General features: G+C 66.8%; 19 protein-coding genes. 11 read left to right on the plus strand and 8 right to left on the minus strand.

Annotation, left to right across the window (positions count from 1 at the left end; genetic code table 11):
* Nucleotides 1–146: 146 nt before the first annotated feature.
* The 4 genes from RIdsm_RS15215 (at nucleotide 147) to RIdsm_RS15230 (ending at nucleotide 6,245) form a co-directional block, all read left to right on the plus strand.
* On the plus strand, nucleotides 147–1,295 hold the full coding sequence (locus RIdsm_RS15215) for a M24 family metallopeptidase (protein ID WP_057815924.1): 1,149 nt from the start codon (nucleotides 147–149) through the stop codon (nucleotides 1,293–1,295).
* Nucleotides 1,296–1,402: 107 nt separating this feature from the next.
* Nucleotides 1,403–3,178 carry an SLC13 family permease gene (locus RIdsm_RS15220; RefSeq protein ID WP_057815922.1) on the plus strand — a complete coding sequence of 592 codons (1,776 nt, stop codon included), beginning with the start codon at nucleotides 1,403–1,405 and terminating at the stop codon, nucleotides 3,176–3,178.
* A 65-nt stretch (nucleotides 3,179–3,243) separates the two neighbouring features.
* The gene (locus RIdsm_RS15225) at nucleotides 3,244–3,927 is read left to right on the plus strand and encodes a M48 family metallopeptidase (RefSeq protein ID WP_057815919.1); all 684 of its coding nucleotides are present in this window, start codon (nucleotides 3,244–3,246) and stop codon (nucleotides 3,925–3,927) included.
* Between the two features lie 113 nt (nucleotides 3,928–4,040).
* The gene (locus RIdsm_RS15230; protein ID WP_057815917.1) at nucleotides 4,041–6,245 is read left to right on the plus strand and encodes a fused MFS/spermidine synthase; all 2,205 of its coding nucleotides are present in this window, start codon (nucleotides 4,041–4,043) and stop codon (nucleotides 6,243–6,245) included.
* On the opposite strand, the gene RIdsm_RS15235 is transcribed toward RIdsm_RS15230, so the two are convergent.
* From RIdsm_RS15235 to RIdsm_RS15250, 4 genes are all read right to left on the minus strand, one after another.
* Complete coding sequence (locus RIdsm_RS15235; RefSeq protein ID WP_057815915.1) at nucleotides 6,232–6,777, minus strand: RSP_2648 family PIN domain-containing protein; 546 nt, start codon at nucleotides 6,775–6,777, stop codon at nucleotides 6,232–6,234. The two genes, RIdsm_RS15230 and RIdsm_RS15235, sit on opposite strands and share 14 nt — an antisense overlap.
* A gap of 49 nt (nucleotides 6,778–6,826) precedes the next feature.
* Nucleotides 6,827–8,023, minus strand: a complete 1,197-nt coding sequence (locus tag RIdsm_RS15240) for an RSP_2647 family RNA methyltransferase (protein WP_057815913.1) — start codon at nucleotides 8,021–8,023, stop codon at nucleotides 6,827–6,829.
* A 75-nt stretch (nucleotides 8,024–8,098) separates the two neighbouring features.
* The gene (locus tag RIdsm_RS15245; RefSeq protein WP_057815912.1) at nucleotides 8,099–8,374 is read right to left on the minus strand and encodes a hypothetical protein; all 276 of its coding nucleotides are present in this window, start codon (nucleotides 8,372–8,374) and stop codon (nucleotides 8,099–8,101) included.
* Nucleotides 8,371–11,160 (minus strand): [protein-PII] uridylyltransferase family protein, encoded by a 2,790-nt coding sequence (locus RIdsm_RS15250; protein ID WP_057816199.1) that lies wholly within the window; start codon nucleotides 11,158–11,160, stop codon nucleotides 8,371–8,373. The genes RIdsm_RS15245 and RIdsm_RS15250 overlap by 4 nt, the downstream gene beginning before the upstream one ends.
* An 85-nt stretch (nucleotides 11,161–11,245) precedes the next feature.
* Between RIdsm_RS15250 and RIdsm_RS15255 the strand changes: the two genes are divergently transcribed.
* The 4 genes from RIdsm_RS15255 (at nucleotide 11,246) to RIdsm_RS15270 (ending at nucleotide 13,801) form a co-directional block, all read left to right on the plus strand.
* Entirely contained in the window at nucleotides 11,246–11,713 is a 468-nt protein-coding gene (locus RIdsm_RS15255) for a YbaK/EbsC family protein (protein WP_057815910.1), read from the plus strand.
* Between the two features lie 223 nt (nucleotides 11,714–11,936).
* Nucleotides 11,937–12,365 (plus strand): DUF2852 domain-containing protein, encoded by a 429-nt coding sequence (locus tag RIdsm_RS15260; RefSeq protein ID WP_057815907.1) that lies wholly within the window; start codon nucleotides 11,937–11,939, stop codon nucleotides 12,363–12,365.
* 69 nt (nucleotides 12,366–12,434) lie between these two features.
* On the plus strand, nucleotides 12,435–12,884 hold the full coding sequence (locus RIdsm_RS15265; protein WP_057815906.1) for an RDD family protein: 450 nt from the start codon (nucleotides 12,435–12,437) through the stop codon (nucleotides 12,882–12,884).
* Nucleotides 12,885–12,967: 83 nt separating this feature from the next.
* Nucleotides 12,968–13,801: an arginyltransferase gene (locus RIdsm_RS15270; protein WP_057815903.1), complete on the plus strand. Its 834-nt coding sequence runs from the start codon at nucleotides 12,968–12,970 to the stop codon at nucleotides 13,799–13,801.
* 5 nt (nucleotides 13,802–13,806) lie between these two features.
* Here RIdsm_RS15270 and RIdsm_RS15275 read toward each other — a convergent pair whose 3' ends face one another.
* Nucleotides 13,807–14,985, minus strand: coding sequence for an alpha/beta hydrolase (locus RIdsm_RS15275; RefSeq protein ID WP_074939814.1), 1,179 nt, complete (start codon nucleotides 14,983–14,985; stop codon nucleotides 13,807–13,809).
* A gap of 156 nt (nucleotides 14,986–15,141) precedes the next feature.
* On the opposite strand from RIdsm_RS15275, the gene RIdsm_RS30175 reads away from it, so the two are divergent.
* Complete coding sequence (locus RIdsm_RS30175) at nucleotides 15,142–15,309, plus strand: hypothetical protein (protein WP_160325843.1); 168 nt, start codon at nucleotides 15,142–15,144, stop codon at nucleotides 15,307–15,309.
* 93 nt (nucleotides 15,310–15,402) lie between these two features.
* Here the strand turns inward: RIdsm_RS30175 and RIdsm_RS15280 are convergent, their stop codons facing one another.
* From RIdsm_RS15280 to RIdsm_RS15290, 3 genes are all read right to left on the minus strand, one after another.
* Nucleotides 15,403–17,757, minus strand: a complete 2,355-nt coding sequence (locus RIdsm_RS15280; protein ID WP_057815899.1) for a TRAP transporter large permease — start codon at nucleotides 17,755–17,757, stop codon at nucleotides 15,403–15,405.
* Nucleotides 17,758–17,771: 14 nt separating this feature from the next.
* The gene (locus RIdsm_RS15285; RefSeq protein WP_057815897.1) at nucleotides 17,772–18,662 is read right to left on the minus strand and encodes a TRAP transporter small permease subunit; all 891 of its coding nucleotides are present in this window, start codon (nucleotides 18,660–18,662) and stop codon (nucleotides 17,772–17,774) included.
* Nucleotides 18,663–18,770: 108 nt separating this feature from the next.
* Nucleotides 18,771–19,853, minus strand: a complete 1,083-nt coding sequence (locus tag RIdsm_RS15290; protein ID WP_057815895.1) for a TRAP transporter substrate-binding protein — start codon at nucleotides 19,851–19,853, stop codon at nucleotides 18,771–18,773.
* Between the two features lie 223 nt (nucleotides 19,854–20,076).
* On the opposite strand from RIdsm_RS15290, the gene RIdsm_RS15295 reads away from it, so the two are divergent.
* Both RIdsm_RS15295 and RIdsm_RS15300 read left to right on the plus strand, forming a co-directional pair.
* Entirely contained in the window at nucleotides 20,077–21,507 is a 1,431-nt protein-coding gene (locus tag RIdsm_RS15295; protein ID WP_057815893.1) for a cache domain-containing protein, read from the plus strand.
* Nucleotides 21,504–22,154, plus strand: a complete 651-nt coding sequence (locus RIdsm_RS15300) for a response regulator transcription factor (RefSeq protein ID WP_057815891.1) — start codon at nucleotides 21,504–21,506, stop codon at nucleotides 22,152–22,154. The genes RIdsm_RS15295 and RIdsm_RS15300 overlap by 4 nt, the downstream gene beginning before the upstream one ends.
* Nucleotides 22,155–22,267: the final 113 nt, after the last annotated feature.

Genomic DNA, 22,267 nt, shown 5'->3' on the forward strand with positions numbered 1-22,267 from the left:
ATTTCCGGCCAGAAGAAGCTTGGGCGCGCCCCCGGCTTCATCTTGCCCGAAATACTCCCGCCGGAGGCTCCCGAGGTCGCAACCAGACAAGCGGCCCGAAGGATAAGCGGCTCCAGTCCGAACAAGGACAGCCACGGAGCCCGCCAATGCCCTTCCATTTCGACGCCGCCGAATACGCCGCCCGCCGCGCCCGCGCCACGCAGGCGGTCAAGGAGGCCGGGCTCGACGCGCTGATCCTCTTCGCACCGGAAAGCCACTACTGGATCTGCGGCTACGACACGTTCGGCTTCGCCATGTACCAGGCGATGGTGCTGACGGCGAAGGGCGATCTGCACCTGATGACCCGCATGCCCGACCGCCTCCAGGCATTCCAGACCTCGGTGCTGTCGGAAGACGAAATCCACGTCTGGCCGCAATACGAAGGGTCGAACCCGGCCGAACACCTGAAGAACCTGCTGACTGACCTCGGCGTGGCGGAGGGCCGCCTCGGCTTCGAATCGGATACCGCCGGCCTCACCGACCGCAACGGCCAACTCACCCGTGCGGCCCTGCCCGCGGCAGAGGAGCATTCCGACCTCATCCGCGCCCTGCGCCGCGTGAAAAGCCCCGCCGAGATCGAGATGCACCGCCGCGCCGGCCAACTGGCCGATGACGCCATGGATGCGGGCCTTGCCGAGACCCGCGCGGGCGCCTTCGAAGGCGATATCCTCGCCGCCATGCAGGGCGCCGTCTTCCGCGGCGGCGGCGATTATGCCGGCAACGAGTTCATCCTCGGCTCCGGCCCGCAGGCGCTGCTGTCGCGCTACCATTCGGGCCGCCGGCACCTCGAGCCGCAGGACCAGATGACATGGGAATGGGCCGGCGCCTATGCCCGCTATCACGCCGCCATGATGCGCACCGTCATCATCGGGAAACCCAGCGACAAACAGCGCCACATGCACGAGGCGGGCGTGGCCGCGCTCGAGGCCTGCGAAGACGCCATCCGCCCCGGCCGCCCCATGAGCGAGGTCTTCGACGCCCATGCCCGCACGCTCGACGACCACGGCCTCGGTCACGCCCGGATGCAGGCCTGCGGCTATGGCATGGGCGCGGTCTATAACCCCATCTGGGTGGATTTCCCGATGTTCTACGAGGGCAACCCGCTCCTCATGCAGGCCGGGCAGGTGTTCTTCCTTCACATGATCCTGATGGATGCCGAGGCGGGATTGGCCATATGCCCCGGCCACTCGGTGCTCGTCACGGAAACCGGGGTCGAACGCCTCTCGCGCCAGCCGCTCGACCTGCTCGTCCGCTAGGCGCACATCACGCGAAACCCCGCCGGCCGGCATTATCCTGTTGCCAGTGCCCGGACCTTGCCCGACACTCCGCCTTCGGTCCTCCTCCTGTTCAGGTTCGCGCCCCCATGCCCTACGATCAGCTGTTCGTTCTTCTCCTGCTGGCCCTCGTCTTCGCCGGCTTCCTGTTCGAGCTCTACCCGCCCGAGGTCACGGCGCTGTCGGCCTCCGCCGTGCTTCTGGCGACCGGCATCCTCGGCACCGACGATTTCCTGAACGTCTTCTCCTCCGGCGCGCCGATCACCATCGCGATGATGTTCATCATCTCGGCCGCGCTCGAACGCACCGGCGTGCTGACCCTTCTCGGCGACGTCCTGCAGAAACAGGCGCGCGGCTCGATGTCGCGGGCGGTGCTGATCATGATGGCCGCCGCCATCGCCGCCTCGGCTTTCATGAACAACACCCCCGTCGTCGTGCTGCTGACGCCGGTGATGATCTCGGTCGCGGCCTCGGTGGGCGCGGCGCCCTCGAAGGTGCTGATCCCGCTCTCCTACGCGGCCATCTTCGGCGGCACGCTCACCCTGATCGGCACGTCCACCAACATCCTGATGAGCGACGTCGCGCTCGCCGCCGGCCAGCCTCGCATCACCATGTTCGAAATGACCCTTCCGGGGCTGTTCCTGGCCGGCGCCGGCATGATCTACATGGTCATCGCAGGCCGCTACCTGCTGCCCAACCGCGCCTCCCTTTCCTCGGTCCTGGGCCAGGAACGCAAGCGCAAGTTCCTCGCGCGCCTGCTCATTCCCGCCGGCTCGGCCCATATCGGCAAGGCCCTCGCCGACCTGCCCTTCAACACGTCTCAATCCCGCATTCTCGACGTGATCCGCGGCGAACGCTCGCAGCGCGCGCGCCTGTCCTCCCTCACGCTCGAAGCCGGCGACCGGGTCGTCATCAAGACCGACGCGGGCGAGCTTCTGGGCCTCAAGGAAGACGGCAGCGTCGCCTTCAACGAGATGCACGACACCGGGTTCGAGCCGGTCACCGCCGAAAGCACCATGATGATGGAAGGCAGCATCGGGCCCAAGTCGATGCTGCGCGGCCGCATGCTGGGCGACCTGCGCCTGCGCCGCACCTACGGCATCTATGTCCTCGCCGTGCACCGCGACGACCGCAACATCACCGAGAGCACCGAGACGCTCCGCCTGCGCTTCGCCGACACGCTGCTGCTGGAAGGGCCCGCCGAAGGGCTGCAACGGCTGGTGGCCGATGGCGGCATCGTCAACCTCTCGACCCCCTCCGAACGGCCCGTCCGCCGCGGCAAGGCCCCCATCGCCATCGCCACCATCCTCGGCGTCATGGTGCTGGCAGCGTTCGGGCTGATGCCCATCGCGGGCCTCGCGGTGATAGGCGCCTCGGTCGTCATGCTGACCGGCTGCGTCGACCCGGAAGAGGCGTTCGACGCCATCGACTGGCGCATCCTGTTCCTGATCTTCGGGATGCTGGGCCTCAGCCAGGGGCTCGACAACACCGGCGCCGCGGAAACCGTGGTCGCGTTCATCGTCGGCCTGACCGGCGGCTTCGGGCCATTGGCGGCGCTGGCGGCGGTCTATCTCTTCACCAGCCTGCTGACCGAGATGATCAGCAACAACGCCGTAGCCGTCCTCGTCGGGCCGATCGTGATCGGCATGGCGGTGCAACTGGGTTACGACCCGCGACCCTTCATCATGGCGGTGATGTTCGCGGCCTCGGCCAGCTTCGCCACCCCCATCGGCTACCAGACCAACACCTTCGTCTACGGCGCGGGCGGCTACCGGTTCCGCGATTTCGTAATCGTGGGCCTGCCGCTCAACCTGCTCTTCGCGGTGGTGGCGGTACTGGTGATACCCCTCTTCTTCCCCTTCTGACCCAAAGGGCAGGTGCGGGGCGACCCGCGCTTGCCCGCCCCTGCCCGGCACCCCATATTCCCCTCATGCTGAAGTTCACCCCCATCCTCCTGGCGATTCTCTATGCCGTGGCCATGTATCGCTTCTCGGTCTGGCGCACCCGGCGCGAGCTCGACGCCCGGTCCTCCGAACTGGCCGACCCGCGCCTGAAGAAGCTGACCGACCGCCTGGCATCCGCGCTCGATCTGCCCCGCATCAAGGTCCATATCTACGAGATCGACCCGGTGAACGGGCTCGCCGCCCCCGATGGGCGCATCTTCATCACCCGCGGCTTCTACCGCAAGTTCCAGAACGGCGAGATCTCGGCCGAGGAAATGGCCAGCGTCATCGCCCACGAGCTTGGCCACGTGGCCCTGGGCCATTCCCGCCGCCGGATGATCGACTTCTCCGGCCAGAATGCCCTGCGCACGGCGCTGGCGATGATCCTGTCGCGCTTTCTGCCCGGCATCGGCGTGCTGATCGCCAACGGCCTGACCACCCTGCTGGCCGCCCGCCTGTCGCGCAGCGACGAATACGAGGCCGACGAATACGCCGCCGCCCTTCTGACCAAGTCGGGCATCGGGACGGCGCCCCAGAAATCGCTGTTCAACAAGCTCGAAGACCTCACCCAGTCCCGCTCCGGCGCCGCGCCGGCCTGGCTGATGAGCCACCCGAAAACCGGCGAACGCATCGCGGCCATCGAGAAGCTCGAGGCCAAGTGGGCGCAATAGGGCCCGAAGACCGAACAAAAGCCGCCATTCCGCGCCTTCCGGCCATAGTCCGGCCCAACTTTCGTTAAATCTCGACGCTACCGACTGTCCTACGGGAACCCGAGAGGACAGACATGCACACGACCGTTGCACCGACCCAAGCCGTTTCACAGCGTTTCGCGCCAATCGTTTTCGTCCTGACGCTGTTTCTCAGCGCGTCGCTGCTGTTTTTCGTGCAACCCCTGTTCACCCGGGTAGTCCTGCCGCATGTGGGCGGCTCGCCGGCGGTGTGGACCACGGCGATGCTGTTCTTCCAGACCATCCTCATCGCGGGCTACCTCTATGCCCACGTGCTGACCCGCCTGCTGCCCGTGCGCGGCCAGGTTCTGGTGCACCTGGCCGTCTGGGCGGCGGCCCTGCTCAGCCTGCCGCTCGGCGTGCCCGAAGGCTGGCAGCTCGACCCGACCGGCTCGACCGCGTGGCAGACGCTTCTGCTCTTCGCGGCCGGGGTCGGCCTGCCCTTCTTCGCGCTCTCGGCCAACGCACCGCTGATCCAGTTCTGGTACAGCCGCAGCGGCGGGCCCTCGGCGCATGATCCCTATTTCCTCTACGGTGCCTCCAACCTCGGTTCGCTCATCGCCCTGCTCGGCTTCCCGCTCGCCGCCGAGCCGATCCTCGGCGCCAGCGCCATAGGTCTGGTCTGGGCCGTAGGTTTCGTGGCCCTGGGTGGCGCGCTCGCGCTCAGCGGGCTCTTCACCCAGGGCCCCGCGGCCGTCACCCCGAAAGACCACAAATGCGCCACGCGCAACTCGGCATGGCAGGTGGCCCAGTGGGGGTTCCTCGCCTTCATCCCGTCCTCGCTGATGCTGGGGATCACGCTCAAGATCAGCATCGACATGGGCTCCTTCCCGCTGGTCTGGGTGGTGCCGCTGGCGCTCTACCTCTTCACCTTCGTACTGGCCTTCTCGAACCGGCGCGTCCTCTCGGACCGCACGGTCAGGATTATCGCGGCCCTCTCCCTCGCCGTGCTCAGCCTCTACGTGCTGGGCTTCCACGGCTCCTACCTGGAATGGGAAGAGGTCGGCGTCCTGCTGCTGTGCTTCTTCAGCATCACGCTCTTCGCCCATCGCCGGCTCTATGCCGCGCGCCCGGCCGGCCACGGGCTGACGGGCTTCTACCTGACCATGTCGGTGGGCGGGGCGCTCGGCGGGCTCTTCAACTCGCTCATCGCGCCGGTCGCCTTCTCCGGGCTGCATGAACTGCTGATCACGACCGTGCTGGCCGTGCTGCTCTTCATTCCCTTCGCCGCAAGCGCCGGCGAGACGCTCGCGAAACTCGCCCGCGGCGGCGCCACCGGGCTGGCCCTCGCCATGCCCGCGATCCTGACCGGACTGGTGGCCGGTGACCCTGGGCATTGGACAGCGGTGCTCCTCATCCTCTTCATCGGTGCGATCCTCGCCCTCGCCTGGATGCGCCGCGACCCGCTGGGCTGCTTCGGCGCCGGCGTGGTCGTTCTGGTGACGGGCCTGATGCATGTGCCCGACGGCTCGGTCTGGCGCGATCGCAGCTTCTTCGGAACCCATGTCATCGTAGAGGATGTCGGCCTGCGCCTCTACGGCAACGGCACCACCGTCCACGGGGCCCAGCGGCTGGCCGACGACGACGCCGAGCGCCCCGAACCGCTCTATTATTACCACCGCAACGGGCCGATGGCGCAGGTTCTGACCTCCGCCCGCGGCACCGCCGCCGACACCGTCGGCGTGCTGGGGCTCGGCGTGGGCTCGCTGGCCTGCTACAAGCAGCCGGGGCAGAACTGGCACTTCTACGAAATCGACAGCCTCGTCGACAAGATCGCCCGCTCGCCGGAATATTTCCGCTTCCTGTCGGCCTGCGCCCCCGAGGCCCCCACCCATATGGGCGACGGGCGGATGGTGCTCGCCCGCCAGAAAGACCTCGCCTTCGACGTTCTGGTGATCGACGCCTACAGCTCCGACGCGGTTCCGGTGCACCTCACCACCAACGAGGCGATGCAGCTCTACCTCGACCGGCTCTCGCCCGACGGGATCCTGCTCTACCACATCTCCAACCGGTATTACGACATCGACATACCGCTCGCCCGCTCGGCAGCCGACCTCGGGCTCTCGGCGCGCGTCCAGCACTACCAGGCCAACGTGTCCGAAGACCCCGGCGATTCCAGCTCGAGCGTGGTGATGATCGCCCGCTCCCCCGACGCCTTCGGAGAGCTGAACGACGACCCGCGCTGGAAAATCCTGGAAAGCGACGGCGGCCGCGTCTGGACAGACGACTACGCCAACCTCATCTCGATCATGACCCGCTGAGCGCCTTGCCCAGCCGCGGCAGCTTCGCCTTCTTCAGAAGCTGCCGCATCTCCCAGATCTGACCCGAAAGCCGGTTCGCATCGGCCAGCACGCTCTCGGCCGCCCCGGCCACCAGCCCCGGCTCGGCCTTCCAGTGACCCAGCAGGAACCCGTCCGGATCGGCCCGCGCCACGCCCTCCTCGGCCAGCACGTTGCGCGGGAAATCCTTGACGTTCAGCGTCAGGATCAGGTCGGCCGACCCCGCCACCGCCGCCGCCAGCACATGAATATCCGCCGGATCGGGCAGCCACAACCGGCTCTCCAGCGACGGCGGCCAGCTCACCTCGGCCTCGGGCCACTCGACCCCAAGCATCGCCGCCTCGGCGCCCGCCTGTGCCACGCCCTCGGGGCCCAGCTTGGCCGCGGCCCGCTGCCATTCCTCGATGATCCGCGCCGACCAGAGCGGCGTGAAAAGCCCCGTCTTCGCCACCCTCAGCAGCATCTGCCGCATCACCGTCGGGTAGATGACGCAGGTATCCAACACCGCCTTCATGCGCCGCCCTCCGCGAGGCAGCCCGCAAGGGCTGACGAGCACCGCCCCCTCAAAGCCGGAAAAACAGCGCCTTCAGATACGCCGTCTCCGCCAGGTTCGGATGCTGCGGATGATCCGGCCCCGCGAACCCGGTATGTATGAGCGGCCCCGCACGCCCCGCCCGGCCGATCCCCCGCAGGCACGCCGACCGGAACTTCGCAAGATCGGCGGCATGGGAACAGGAGCACAAGCCCAGTATCCCGCCCTCGGCCACCAGCGGCGCCGCCAGCCGGGCGACCCGCTCATAGGCCCTGAGACCCGCCTCCAGCGCCTGTTTCGACGGCGCAAAGGCCGGCGGATCGCAAATCACCATGTCGAACCGCGCCCCCTCCTCGGCCAAAGCGGTCAACGCCTCGAACGCGTCCGCCTTCCGCGTCTCGAACCGCCCGGCGGCACCCATCTTCTCGGCGCCGGCCCTTGCCAGCTCCAGCGCCGGCTCCGAGCCGTCCACCGCCAGCGCACTCTCCGCCCCCGCGGCCAGCGCCGCCAGGGAAAACCCGCCCACGTGGGCAAAGACGTCCAACACCCGCGCGCCCTTCGCCATCCTTGCCGCAAAGGCATGGTTCGGCCGCTGGTCGTAGAAGAGCCCCGTCTTCTGCCCGCCCGTCAGGTCGGCCATATAAACGGCCCCGTTCATCGGCACTTCGACGGGCCCAACCGGCGCCGCACCTTCCAGAACCGCGCTCTCGTCATCCAGCCCCTCGAGCCCGCGCGCCCGGCCCCCGGCATTCTTCAGCATCGTGGTCACGCCCGTCACCTCCCGCAACGCCGCCACCAGCTCCGGCAGCAGCGCCTCGGCCCAGGCCGCGTTGGGCTGGATCACGGCAACATCCCCGAACCGGTCGATCACCACCCCCGGCAGACCGTCGCCCTCGGCATGGATCAGCCGGTAGTACGGCGCATCGTAAAGCTTCTCCCGCAACGCCAGCGCCCGCGCCAGCCGCTCGCGCAGCCACGCCTCGCCAATCTCCGCGCTCGTATCGAGATCCAGAACCCGGCCCATGATCCGGGACTTCGGGTTCACCGCCACCAGCGCCAGCGGCTCCCGCCCGGCATCCTCCAGCACCGCGATGCTTCCGGGCGCAATCGCCTTGGTCCGGCGGTCGGTCACCAGTTCATTGTCAAACACCCACGGCGCCCCGTGCCGGATGGCGCGGGCATTGGCTTTGGGTTTCAGGCGGATCACGGGCAAAGAGGATGGCGTCATGCCGTCCCCATAAGCCCTTTCCCCGATGCGGGAAAGCTCAGAGTTCCGTCAGGCACCTGCTATCGCACCCGGCGCTCAGTCCCGCTCGCGCGACCGCCAGCCGCCCCGCCGCCGCGGCTTGCCCGCGGTCTCCAGCCCCTGCCGCAGAACCGCGGTCATCGGGTGATCGGGAAACTCCCCCTCGCGCCGCGCCAGGTGCGCCTCGATCGCCGGCCTGGTCTCCTGCCCCTCGGGCAGCGACAGAGCCCAGTCGAGAAAGACCGACCGGCACTCCCCCTCGGTGATCCCCTCGATCCGATAGGATTCCCGGATCAGCCCTTTCGGGTCCAGCGGGTCGCGCTCTCTGCTCATGCCTCGTCCTTTCCCTCGTCCGCCAGCGCGGCATCGATGATCTCCGCCGCGGCCCCCGTCACCTCGACGAGCCGCGCCTGCACCTCGTCCAGCGTCTCGGCCTTCGTCTCCCGCAGCAGGAAGGCCGTCGCCCCCTCGCCAAGGTTCACCGGATCGAGCGGCTTGTCGGTCAGCAATCGCGCCGCCTGCAACACGCACCAGCAAAGCCCATAAGCCTCGGCCAGCGCTGCCCGGTCCGCGTCATCCAGCCAGCCGATTGCGACACAGGCCCCGAGCCCCGCCGCCACGTCCCGCCCCGGCTCGGCCGCCATCAGCGCGCCGGCCTGCGCCACCAGCTCGATCTCCTGCATCCGGCCCGGGCCCAGCTTGGTGTCCCACGCCCCCGCCGGGCTCTTCGCCTCGGCGATCCGCCGGCGCATGTCGGCCACGCCGGACAATACCCGCTCCCTTGCGCCCTTCTCCGTCAGCAACTCGCAGCGGAACGCCTCGAAGTCCCCGGCCAGTTCCCCGGGTCCCGCAATCACCCGTGCCCGCGTCAGCGCCAGATGCTCCCACACCCACGCCTCGCCCTTCTGATACTCCTGGAACGACGGCCAGCCGGTTGCCACCGGCCCCTGGTTGCCCGACGGCCGCAGCCGCATGTCGACCTCGTAAAGCCGCCCCTCGGCCATCGGCGCGGTCAGCGCGGTGATCAGCGCCTGCGTCAGCCGCGCATAATAGGTCCGCGACGCCAGCGGCCGCCGCCCGTCGGAACTTTCCTCCCCCGCCGCATCGTAAAGCACGATCAAATCAAGGTCCGACGTCGCATTCAGCTTCGCCGCCCCCAGCGAGCCCATGCCCAGCACCACCGCGCCCCGCCCCGGCGGCGGCCCGTGCTTGCCCGCAAACTGGTCGACCACCACCGGCCAGAGTGCCCCGATCACCGCCTCGGCCAGCTCGGCATATTGCGTCCCGGCCTCGTCGGCATCGATCAGCCCCCGCAAGTGATGCACCCCGATCCGGAAATGCCACTCCTTGCACCACCGCCGCGCCGCATCCAGCCGGCGCTCGTAATCCTCGTCCGCCTCGAACCGCCCGACAACCTCTGCCTCCAGCGCTTCCCGCCCCGGCCACTTGGCAAAGAAATCCCCGGCAATGACGGCGTCAAACACGCCCGCATTCCGCGACAGATGCGCCGCCAGCGACGGCGACGTGCCGGCAATATCCACCAGCAGGTCAACCAACTGCGGGTTCGCCTCGAACAGCGAGAACACCTGCACCCCCGCCGGCAGCCCCCGCAGGAACCCGTCAAACGCCAGCAGCGCCTCGTTCGGCTCCATCGATTTCGCCAGCTTCGCCAGCAGTTCCGGCTTCAACCGGTTGAAAATCTCCACCGCCCGACTCGACCGCAGCGCCGGATAGCTGGGCCACCCGGCGATAATGTCCTGGTCGAGCTCCGCCCCGATCTCCTCGGCCTCGCCCGCATCCTCCGGCGCAAAGAAGCTCTCGATCGTCTCGTGCACCTCGGTCAGCCGCCCCAGCAGCGCCGTCTCCATCTCGCCCCGCTCACAATCCATGAACGCCGCCAGCCGCTCGAACTCCTCGTCGCTTGTCGGCAGGTCATGGGTCTGCTGATCCCGCAGCATCTGCAACCGGTGCTCCACCTCCCGGTGCTCCCGGTAATGCCGCGTCAGCATCTCGGCCGCGTCGCCGGGCACCCAGCCCTTCTCCGCCAGCCGCGCCAGCCCCTCCACCGTGCCGCGCACCCGCAGATCAGGGTCGCGCCCGCCCGAAATCAGCTGCCGCGTCTGGGTGAAGAACTCGATCTCCCGAATGCCCCCGCGCCCCAGCTTCATGTCATGCCCCGGCAGGCTCAGCCGCCCGCCCAGCCCCTTATGCTCCCGAATGCGCAGCCGCATGTTATGCGCGTCCTCGATCGCGGCGAAATCCAGGTGCTTGCGCCAGACGAACGGCTTAAGCGTCGCCAGGAAACCCTCCCCCGCCGCGATATCCCCGGCACAGGCCCGCGCCTTGATATAGGCGGCGCGCTCCCACGTGCGGCCCAGGCTTTCGTAATAGGTCTCCGCCGCCGCCATCGCCATGCAGACCGGCGTGACCGACGGATCGGGCCGAAGCCGCAGATCGGTCCGAAAGACATAGCCCTCGGCGGTCTTATCATTGAGCGTCGCCGCCATCTTCCGCGTCGCCCGCACGAAGGCGGCGCGTGCGTCGTGATAGTCGTCCTTATCGAACCGGGTCTCGTCGAACAGGCAGATCAGGTCGATGTCCGAGCTGTAATTCAGCTCCCCCGCCCCCATCTTGCCCATCGCCAGCACCGTCATGCCGCCGGCACTGTCCAGCTCGTCCTCGCCCACCCCCGGCAGCTTCCCGCGCCGGATCTCCACGCCGATCGCGGCCCGCAGCGCCACCTGCACCGCCGCATCGGCAAAGCGTGTCAGGTGCCCCGTCACCTCCTCCAGCGCCCAGACCCCGGCCAGGTCCGCCAGCCCCGTCAGCAGCGCCACGCGCCGCTTGGCCTGCCGCAAGCCCTTGGCCACCCCGTCCGGCGCCGTCTCCCGGATCTCCGCCAGAACCGCCTCCAGCGCGGCCTCCGGCGCGTCCAGCGCCCCCGGCAACCACGCCGTTTCCTTTTCGCACAGCGTGCGCAGGTAGGGGCTGCACCCGGCCGCCCCCTCGATCAGCTCCCCCGGCTCGGGCGCCACATCCGGAAACCGGGCGCGCGTTTCCACCCCCTGGTCTGGTTCAAACGGGCGCGGGCAGCGGGTCATGCGGTCGGTAAAACTCATGGCGCCAGTGATACAGCGCCGCCGGGTCTGGTCAATGCCGCGCCGCTGCAATATCCCAACCCCGACCAAGACGGAGCCGCGCCCCATGTCCAAATCCCTCAAACGCGTCACCCGCGCCCTTCAGGACGGCGGCCTCGACACCCAGCCCGTCGAAGTGGGCCAGGCCACGACCGCCCAGATGGCCGCCGACCTCGTCGGCTGCACCACCGACCAGATCGCCAAGTCGATCATCTTCCGCGGCGAGGAGAGCGGCGCCGCCATCCTCTTCATCACCGCCGGCGGCAACCGGGTCGATGACGCCAAGGCCAGCGCGCTGGCGGGCGAACCCCTCGGCAAGGCCGACGCCGCCCTGATCCGCGCCCAGACCGGCTTTGCCATCGGCGGCGTCTCGCCCGTGGGCCACCTCACGTCTCCCCGCGCCTTCTTCGACCCGCGCCTCAACGCCTTCGATCAGGTCTGGGCCGCCGCCGGCACCCCGCGCCACGTCTTCCCCATCGCCCCCGCCGACCTCCTCCGCCTCTCCGGCGCCGAAGAGGCCGACTTCACGGCCTAGCTACACATCGCATTTTTGCGCCAACCCCGTGCTTCTTCTGGCCAAAAATATCCCGGGGGCTTGGGGGCTGGCCCCCAATTTGCGCCATAAAAAACAAGCGCAACGTCCAATAATGTAAAAATCCTTCACATCACCCCTTGCAACCCCCGCCCGCAATCCCGATCTAGGGTATGTGAAAGACATTCACATTGAAAAGCAACGCTGACCCGAAAGGACACGCCGAATGACCACCGTCGCTTCATCCACCCACGCCACCGGACCGATCGGCTGGCTTCACCGGGCCGAGGCCTGGCTGGATGACAAGGGCAAGGGCGCATGGATCGCAGCCATGGTGCTCGCCTTCATCCTCTTCTGGCCGGTTGGCCTCGCCCTCCTCGCCTACATGATCTGGAGCAAGAAAATGACCTGTTCTGTCTCGAAACGTCGCCATCACGGCTACGGTGGCGGCATCAACCGCTCGACCGGCAACGCCGCCTTCGACGCCTACAAGGCCGACACGCTGGAACGGCTCGAACGCGAGCAGGACAATTTCGAAGCCTTCCTGCAACGCCTCCGCGATGCCCGCGACAAGGCCGAGTTCGACCAATTCATGGAAGAACGCGCCCGCGCCGCCCGGTCCGACCGCGACGACGAAACCCCGAAAGAGGTGTAACGCGCCTCTCCCCCCCCACGGCCGGCCCGGAACTTCCCGGGCCGGTTCCCCGTTGATAAAAGGTACCCGATGACCGACTACGCATGGCATATCCCCGATCCGGTGACCCAGCCGGAATTCTACGCCGACGTGCCGGTGAAGCGGCTGATCGCGTGGGTGGTCGACACGATCATCGTGGCGGTCATCTGCCTGCTGATCCTGCCCTTCACGGCCTTCACCGGCATCTTCTTCTTCCCGCTCATGATGCTCGTCGTGGGCTTCATCTACCGCGTGCTCACCATCGCCGGGGGCTCCGCCACATGGGGCATGCGCCTCGTCGCGATCGAGTTCCGCACCCAGGCCGGCCGGCCCTTCGAGTTCGGCATGGCCTTCCTGCACACGCTGGGCTTCTCGATCTCCTGCGCGGTCTTCCTGATCCAGATCGCCTCGATGGTCCTGATGATCGCCACCCCGCGCGCCCAGGGCGTCACCGACCACCTGCTTGGCACCGTCGCGATCAACAAGCGCGCCCACACGTGAAGGGCGCGTCACGGTTTCGCACTTGGCGCTCGCGGGGATCGTTGTTATCGTTTCTGTAACAGAACGGACAGAAACGACCCTTCATGCGCCATACGCTTCCCATCGCGCCGCAGTTCTACGTGACGGCCCCGCAACCCTGCCCCTATCTCGACGGGCGGATGGAGCGGAAGCTGTTCACGGCGCTACAGGGCGAATCGGCACAGCGCCTGAATGACAGCCTGTCCAAGCAGGGCTTCCGCCGTTCGCAGAACGTGCTCTACCGGCCTTCCTGCGCCGACTGCGCCGCCTGCCTCTCGGCCCGCATCAACGTGGCCGAGTTCGCGCCGTCGAAAAGCCAGAAGCGCACGCTCAACCGCAACCGCCACCTCGAACGCCGCGCCACCTCGGCCTGGGCGACCGAGGAACAGTACGAGCTCTTCCGCCGCTACCTCGAAGCCCGCCACGCCCAGGGCGGCATGGCCGACATGGACGCCTTCGAATTCGCCGCCATGATCGAGGAAACCCCGATCCGCACCCGCGTCGTCGAATATGCCGACAGCGAAACGGGCGAGCTGGTGGCGGTCTGCCTGACCGACGTGCTCGATGACGGGGTCAGCATGGTCTATTCCTTCTACGAGCCCGACCTGCCGCGCCAGTCGCTCGGCACCTACATCATCCTCGACCATATCGACATCGCCCGCGAGGCGGGGCTGCCCAATGTCTATCTCGGCTACTGGGTGCCCGGCAGCGCCAAGATGGGCTACAAGGCCGCCTTCTCGGGGCTCGAGGTCTATTCCTCGGGCGAATGGCAGAAAATGCGCGACCCGGCCGACTACCATTCCAAGCGCCACCCCCTCTCGAACGATCCCATCGCCGAGCAGGTGGCCAACATCTCCCTCCCCGACAGCCGGCCCCTCCGCGGCCCGCAGCGCGGCTGACCGGCCTAGCCGTCGCCACCCCCGCAAAACGAAACCACCGCCTGCATCAGCTTCTCCCAGCTTTCGTCTTGCGGCAGCGGCACGTGGTTGCGCGTGTCCAGCATCATCAGCCGCGCATCGGGCAGCCTGGCGGCCATCCTCTGGCTCTGGCTGAACGGGTGAATCGCATCCTCCCGCGCATGGGCCAGCAGGACCGGCGCCGTGACGTGCACAAGGTCGTCCTCCACCACCAGCCGGTCCACCGCCTGCCTCAAAAGCGCGGCACTTTCCGCCGAGACCGACTGCTGCTGGATCCGCACGAAGCTTTTCAGCTGCTCCGGCGTGGCGTCCGGCATGAAAAGCGCCGAGAAGGCATTCAGAAACGCCGACCCCTCGCGCCCCCAGCCCGCGCGAATGAGCCCCAGTATCGTCTCCTCGTCCACCTCCCCCGGCGCCGCCTCGCGGTAAACCCTGCCCACCGAATATCCGCCGTAAAGCGCCATCCGGCTGACCTTCTCCGGGTGCGTCGCCGCGAACCTCAGCGCCACCGGCACCGCCTGCGAGGCGGCAAAGATCGCCACCCGCGACAGCCCGTTGGCCTCCACCACTGCCGCCAGATCGTCGGCAAAGGCATCGAGCGACAGGTTCCCCGTCGCCCGCGTCGACAACCCCGTGCCCCGCTGGTCATAGCGGTAGAGCGTGAAATGCTCCCCCAACCGCGCCATCAGCGGCTGCCAGACCGGGCAATCCCAGTCGAGTTCGAGGTGCGACAGCCAGTGCCCCACCCGCACCAGCGGCGGCCCGGCCCCGTGATGCGCATGGGCGATCACCTCGCCATCCGCCGATGTCGTGTAGCGGATCGCCGGCGCCGCGACGGGCCGTGACGGGGCCCCGCCTTCAACCTCCACCGGCGCCACCATCTGGAACCCCAGCTTCGGCAACGTCCGGATCACCCGCTGCGCGCTGCCGTCATCGCCCACCGCCTTGCGCGCCGCATTGATCCGCGCGCTGATCGTGGCATCCGACACGTTTAGCCCGTTCCAGACCGTCGCCACCAGCTCATCCTTGCTCACCACCGCCCCGCCCGACCCGGCCATCACGGCCAGAAGGGCAAACACCTGCGGCTCCACATGCACCACCTCGCCCTCACGGCAAAGCTCGTGGCGCCCGGTATCGAGTGTGCACTCCGCGAAACGATGGATCATGCCCCAAGGATAACGGCCCTTCGCGCCACCCGCGCAACAAAAATCCACCGACTTCATCAAACCACAAGGAAAGCACAAGCCTTTCACAAGACCCTCTTCAAGCGCGCCCGCACGCCCCGTGGTCAACTGGTCCCAGACAACGAAAGGACGCAGACCATGACCACCGAGATCAAGACCCGCCCAGACGGCTCCATCGACACCGCCCATTACATGAAGATCGGCCGCCAGATGCGCAGCGAACAGGCGATGACCCTGCTCACCGGCGGCGCCCGGAAAGAAGAACGCCCCCGGCGCAAACCGAGGGCCCTCTTCAGCTTTCTCTGAAACCCGTCACGGGCCGAACGCCACCGGCGCTGCGGCCCCGCGCCCCGGCCACCGGAAAACACCTGTTTCCACGGCGGCCGGGGCGATCTTTCCTCAGCCGATCAGCTGTGGCACGATCGTCACGATCCACGGGAAGAACCACAGGATCGCCAGCCCCACCACCTGGATCAGCACGAAAGGCGCCACCCCGCGATAGATGTGACCGGTCGTCACCTCCTTGGGCGCAACCCCCCGCAGGTAGAACAGCGCGAACCCGAAGGGCGGCGTCAGGAACGACGTCTGCAGGTTCACCGCGATCATGATGGTCACCCATTTCGGGTCGAACGTCCCGCCATAGATAACCGGCCCGACGATCGGGATCACGATGTAGATGATCTCGAGGAAGTCGAGCACGAAGCCCAGGATGAAGAGCACCAGCATCACGATCAGGAAAACCGTGAACTCGTTGTCGAAGCTCCTCAGGAACTGCTGGATGTAATGCTCCCCGCCGAACGAGATCACCACGAGGTTCAGAAGCTGCGAGCCGATCAGGATGGTGAAAACCATCGAGGTCACCTTCGCCGTCTCCCGCACCACCGGGGTCAGAACCCCGCCTGCGAACAGCACCCAGCACGCGAAGACAAGGCCGAAGGCGGCATAGATATAGGCCGCGTAGGCGAAGAAGAACGCGATCCAGGTGTCAAAGCTCACCTCGGCATTGTTGATCCGCAGGTCGAAGTTGATCCCGATCAGGATCGCCAGCACGATCGCCAGCGTCGCGAAGATGATGACCTTGCCCGAGCGTTCCTCGTCCCTGAGCTTGCGATAGGCGGCCAGCATGATCGAGCCCGCCGCCCCCAGCGCCGCCGCCGGCGTCGGGTTGGTGATCCCGCCAAGGATCGAGCCCAGCACCGCCACGATCAGAACCAGCGGCGGAAAGACCACCCGGATCAGCTCGTTCTTCGACAGCCTGATCGCGGCATGGGTACAGCCATAGATCGCCAGCGCGAACGGGATCAGCAGCACGACCACCGTCGCCCCCGAACTCCATTGCGGCCCGATCAGCAGGATATCGACCAACAGGCCGAGCACCACGCCCAACGCCCCCACGATCAGCGGCGCCGGGCTGGCCGAGGGCATCACGCCCCGCGCCACCGCCAGAACCAGCGAGAACAGCAGGAAGATCGTCGCCACGCCCGTCCCGATGGGCGCCGCGTTCTCGATCTTGGTCGCAAGCCGTTCGGCGATCTCCTCTTCGGAAAGCTGGTGCGACTCTTCAAGGCCACCGGCCTCGTCGATGGCGGCCTGTTCGGCAACCGCCGTGTCCCAGGCCTCCTGCCCATGCAGCTCGATCATCGCCTCCTGGCAATCCGGGCTGACATTGGTGCGCAGGCTGGCCGCATCGCCCTGCTCGGAATAGCTGTCGACCGTCAGGTCCTGCGACCCGATCACCCCGACTTCCGAGAAGACAAGCAGCCCGGCAATCAGTGCGACCGGCACGCCGATGAACCACGTGAACCCCTCGCCCCGCGTGATCGGCTCGGCATTGGTCTCGCCCAGGTCATCGACCGCCGGCGCCTTCGAGGGGTTCAGCAGCGCATAGCCAAAGGCATAGACGGCATAGAGCAGCGCCAGAAGGATCCCCGGCAAGAGCGCCGCCTGGAACAGCGTGCCCACCGACACCACCGCCGGCTCGCCCAGATAGGTCAGCGCGTCCGAGCACCCGGCTTCGATCGCCCGGTTCTCCTGCGCCACCGAATAGAGGTCGCCCGCCAGCGTGCCCAGCAGAACGATCACGATCGACGGCGGAATGATCTGCCCCAGCGTCCCCGACGCCGCGATCACGCCGGTGGCGATCTCGGGGCTGTAATTGTGCCGCAGCATGGTCGGAAGGCTCAGAAGCCCCATCGTCACCACCGTGGCACCCACGATCCCGGTCGAGGCCGCAAGGAACGCCCCCACGACAACCACCGACACCGCCAGACCGCCCGGCAGCGGGCCGAAGACCCGCGCCATCGTGGTCAGAAGATCGTTGGCGATCTTCGAGCGTTCCAGCGTGATGCCCATCAGCACGAACATCAGCACCGCCAGCAGCGTCTCGATCGACTGACCGGCCAGCACCCGCTCGTTCATCCGGTTCACGATGAACGAGATGTTGCGGTCAAGCGCCGTCTCCCAGCCGCGTTCGAAGACATGCACCCCGATCCGTGGCAAGTCCGGATATCGGAATATGGATATGGTTTCCGGTTTCACCCCGCTGTTGACCAGCGTGCTGTAGGCTTGCGACGAGGTGTCGATCGCCTGGTGAACCAGCAGCCCCGCACTGTCGAGTGCGGCGATGATCGCGAACGAGATCACCCCGGCCCCGCCGATGGCGAACGCCACCGGGAACCCCGACAGAATGCCCCCGAAGAGGCACAGGAACACGATGATCAGGCCGACTTCGACGCCATCAAGTCCGAATAGCATTGTCCCCTGCCCCCTTAATGCGTGCCTTCAAAGGCTTCTTCGCCCTCTCCAAGGGAATCCTTGTCGAGGTACTTGTTTTCGCTCTCGGGTCCTTCCTTCCATTCAAGGAACGACCGGTAGAAGAACGCGACGGCGTGGATGAAAACCATCCCGGCAAAGGCCACCAGCAGGATCTTGAACAGGAAATATCCGTTGAACCCGTTGGGGCTGAAGCCGATCGTCTCGACGTTCCAGCGCACGGCGCGGGCCTTCATCAGCAGCCGGTCCACCGTGTCCGAGGCCGAGGGCTTCGGCGTGATCAGGTGCCGCCACAGGAAGTACCAGCCATACATCCAGATCAGGATCGCCATCGGCAGCATGAAGAACACGCTCCCCAGCATGTCGATCACCCGCTTGGTCCGATAGCTCACCGCCGAATAGATCAGGTCGACGCGCACATGCCCGCCCTGCACGAAGGTGTAGGTACAGCACAGCGCCACCACCATCGCGTTGTAGAGCTTCAGTTCCTCCGCCCACCAGCTGATGTCCATTTCCAGCGGAATGCCCAGCCCGATCGAGATGTCCGGTCGGGCAAAGATGCGCTGGATGAAGACGATGATCACCTGCTGCAGCACCATGATAAGCCCGGCCCAGGCAAAGAAGCGGCCCACCGTGTTGGCAAACCCCTCCAGCACCCGCACGCAGCCCCACATGAAGCCGTTCCGCCACAGGCCCACCGCGGTGAGCACAAGGACGGCCGTGAAGACGACAAAGAAGAATTCCACCGATCCGCCGTAATAGACGAACCGCATGATCGCTTCCTTGTCGGACCAGTCCAGCCACAGTCCGGGATGGCTGATCGCGTAGAAGAAGTTGTAGAAGGCCAGACCAATGTTCGTGAAGAACCAGACAATACCGTCCAGCATGGGTCCCCCGCGCCTTTGTTCGCGTCTTGCGGGCTGTTGGTGCCCGTCTTTTCATGCAGTCAGGCGGGCCCCGCCAGGGGACCCGCCAAGCTCAGTGTCCGATGGGGCTCAGCCCAGAACGCGGTCGCGCTGCGCCACGTAGGCGCCCGTCGACTTCTGGATCCACTCCGACGACTTGGCCATGGAGGCCATCGCGCTGTCGTAGATCTTCTTGTACAGCTCGTCGCCCATGTTCTCGTCGTGCACGGCCTGCGAGGCCTGGCCGAAGGCATCCCAGACGCTTTCGGGGAATTCCATCGTCTGAACACCGCTCGACTGCAGACGCTGCAGGGCCGAGCCGTTGTTCGACAGGAATTGCGCCAGGTTCCACTGGTGCGCTTCGCCACAGGCGATCTCGAGGATCTTCTGATGCGCCGGCGACAGGTCTTCAAAGACCTCGCGGTTGGTGCCGACCGACAGGCCCGCGCCCGGCTCGTGGAAGCCCGCGGTGTAGTAGATCTTGGTGATTTCCTGGAAGCCGGCCTTCTCGTCCGCCCACGGACCGATCCACTCGGTGCCGTCGATCGCGCCGGATGCCAGCGCCTGGTACACTTCCGCGCCGGGGATGTTCTGAACCGAGGCGCCCAGTTTGCCCAGCGCCTTGCCGCCAAGGCCCGGCATCCGGAACTTGAGGCCGTTGAAATCCTCGGGGCTGTTGATTTCCTTGGCGAACCAGCCGCCGGCCTGCGCGCCGGTGTTGCCGGCCAGGAAGCTCTTGAGGCCGAAGATCTGGCCCAGCTCGTCATGCAACTCCATGCCGCCGTCGAAATAGTACCAGTTCACCAGCTCCTGCGCGGTCATGCCGAACGGCACGGCGGTGAAGAACGCATAGCCCGGGTGCTGACCCACGAAGTAATAGTCGGCGCCATGGTACATGTCGGCCTGACCGGCGGTCACGGCGTCGAACACCTCGAACGCGCCCACAAGCTCGCCCGCGCCCTTGACGTCGATGGTCAACTGGCCGTCGGTCATGGCAGTCACCGAGTCCGCCACGCGCTGCGCCGCGTCGAACACGCCGGCAAGGCCACGGCCCCATGTCGTGACCATGGTCAGGGTGCGGTTGCCCTGCGCGATGGCCGGCGCCGCAAGGCTGGATGCCGCGGCGGCAGTGCCGCCTAGCGCGGTATTTCTCAAAAATGAACGACGATCCATGTGGTGTCTCCTCCCGATTCAGTCATGGCGCCCCGGACTCTTGCGGCCCGTGCGCGGATCGTTGCAAGTGGCGGGACACTACCGCGCAGGAACGCTCATGGGAATACCGACTACTGCGTAGAAACCTTCCCGGCGCACGGAATAAGCGCGCAAATAACGGGCAGAGCGCCGGGGATCCGGCAAAACTCTGGGCATCCGTTACGATTCGGTCTATCGATTCGACATGCGGGCCTTGCGCGACCTTATCCGCCTGAATTACGGCCAGAAACTCTTCCTCGTGGCCACCCTGCCGCTCGTCGTGGCGGCAGTCCTGATTTCCGTGATCGTGACGCTGGAATCCCGCCAGCTGGCCGAACGCGAGATCCGCAACCTCGAAGACCAGCTCATCGCCGCCAAGCGGGCGGAGCTCAAGAACTACCTCTCCATCGCGCGCACCTCCTTCTTCAACATCTACGGCCGCGCGGCCCCCGACGATGAAGAGGCGAAACTCCAGATATCCCAGATACTTGCGGCCATGCTCTACGGCCAGGACGGGTATTTCTTCGTCTACGACTACGACGGCAACAACCTCGTCAGCCCGCGCCAGACCGACCTGATCAACCGCAACTGGTCGGGCCTCACCGACGACAACGGCACCCCGGTCACCGACGAGCTGATCCGCCTCGCCCGCACCGGCGGCGGCTATCACAGCTACGACTGGCGCAAGCCCTCGACGGGCGAAACCGCCCGCATGGTCACCTACGTGGTCGGCCTGCAGGACTGGCGGTGGGCGATCGGCACCGGCGTCTTCATCGACGACGTGCTCGCCACCGTCTCGGCCGCGCGCGCAGGCGTCGAGGCCCGCATCCAGCGCACCTTCCTCTGGATCGGCGGCATCACCCTCGCCGCCCTCCTCCTCGTTTTCGTCTCCGGCCTCTTCATCAACATCCGCGAACGCCGCCTTGCCGACGCCAAGCTCAAGAAGCTCACCCAGCGCGTCTTCGACGCCCAGGAGGAAGAGCGCGGCCGCGTCGCCCGCGAGCTCCATGACGGGATCAGCCAGATCCTCGTCGGCGTCCGCTACGCGCTCGATACCACCCGCCGCCGGCTCGAGGCGGGCGACACCCGCGCCGCCGACAATCTCGACAAGGGCATCGCCTATCTCTCCGGCGCCATCCAGGAGGTCCGCCGCATCAGCCGCGACCTGCGCCCCGGCGTGCTCGACGATCTCGGCCTCGGCCCCGCCCTCAAGGCGCTGATCGAGGATTTCGGCCAGCGCACCGGCATCGAGACCGAGTTCGACACCGTCGTCTTCCGCAACCGGCTCGACGGCGACGCCAAGATCGCCCTCTACCGCGTCGCGCAGGAGGCCCTGACCAATGTCGAACGCCACGCCGGCGCGACCCGCGTCTCGATCGACGTGCGCGGCCATGCGCGCGGCGCCACCATGCGCATCTCCGACAACGGCCGCGGGCTCGATCCCTCGGGCCGGACGGATACCAGCGGAAACGGCGGGCTGGGCCTGCGCAACATGCAGGAACGCATCGAACAGCTTGACGGCACGCTCAGGATATTGTCCAGCAAGTCCGGCACCGTGATCGAGGCCTCGGTGCCCCTCACCCACCTCCTGCCGCCGCAGGAACGTTCCGATACCAGTACCAAGGCCAGCGCATGACCGCCGACACGCCCACCCGCATCGTCATCGTCGACGACCACCCGATGGTCGCCGAGGGCATCCAGTCGATCCTGGAAAGCTATGACGACGTCGAGGTGATCGCCACCCTCTCGACCGGCCAGCAGATCATCGACAACGTCGCCACGCTGCAACCCGACGTCATCCTGCTCGACCTCAACATGCCCGGCATCGGCGGGTTGTCGACCACCGAGATCATCCTCGAACGCCGCCCCGAAACGCGCATCCTGATCCTGTCGATGCATGACAGCCCCGAATACATCACCTCGGCCCTCAGCCACGGCGCGGTGGGCTATGTCCTGAAAGACGTGCCGACCGAGGAAATCAAGCACGCCATCGACGCGGTCGTGTCGGGCCAGCGCTACCTCTGCACCGGGGCGCAGGGCTCGCTCGCCCCGCGTGACGGGCACCTGCGCGAACAGCTCACCAACCGCGAACAGACCATCCTGCTGCAACTGGCCCAGGGCCGCTCCAACCGCGAAGTGGCGCTCGACCTCGACATCTCGATCCGCACGGTCGAAACCCACCGCAAGAACATCAAGCGCAAGCTCGGCATCAGCTCGACGGCGGGCCTCACCCGCTATGCTCTGGAACACGGCGTTCTGCAGGGAACGGGCGTGTCGCTTTAGGAGGGGTTGCTGGGGCTCTGCCCCTAGCGTTGAAACTCCCATGGAATTTCAACGTCTCCCCCGGGATATTTGACCCAAGAAGAAGCCCCGGCGTGGTGAGACACCGGGGCCTT

The sequence above is a fragment of the Roseovarius indicus genome (genome assembly GCF_008728195.1).
Taxonomy (GTDB): domain Bacteria; phylum Pseudomonadota; class Alphaproteobacteria; order Rhodobacterales; family Rhodobacteraceae; genus Roseovarius; species Roseovarius indicus.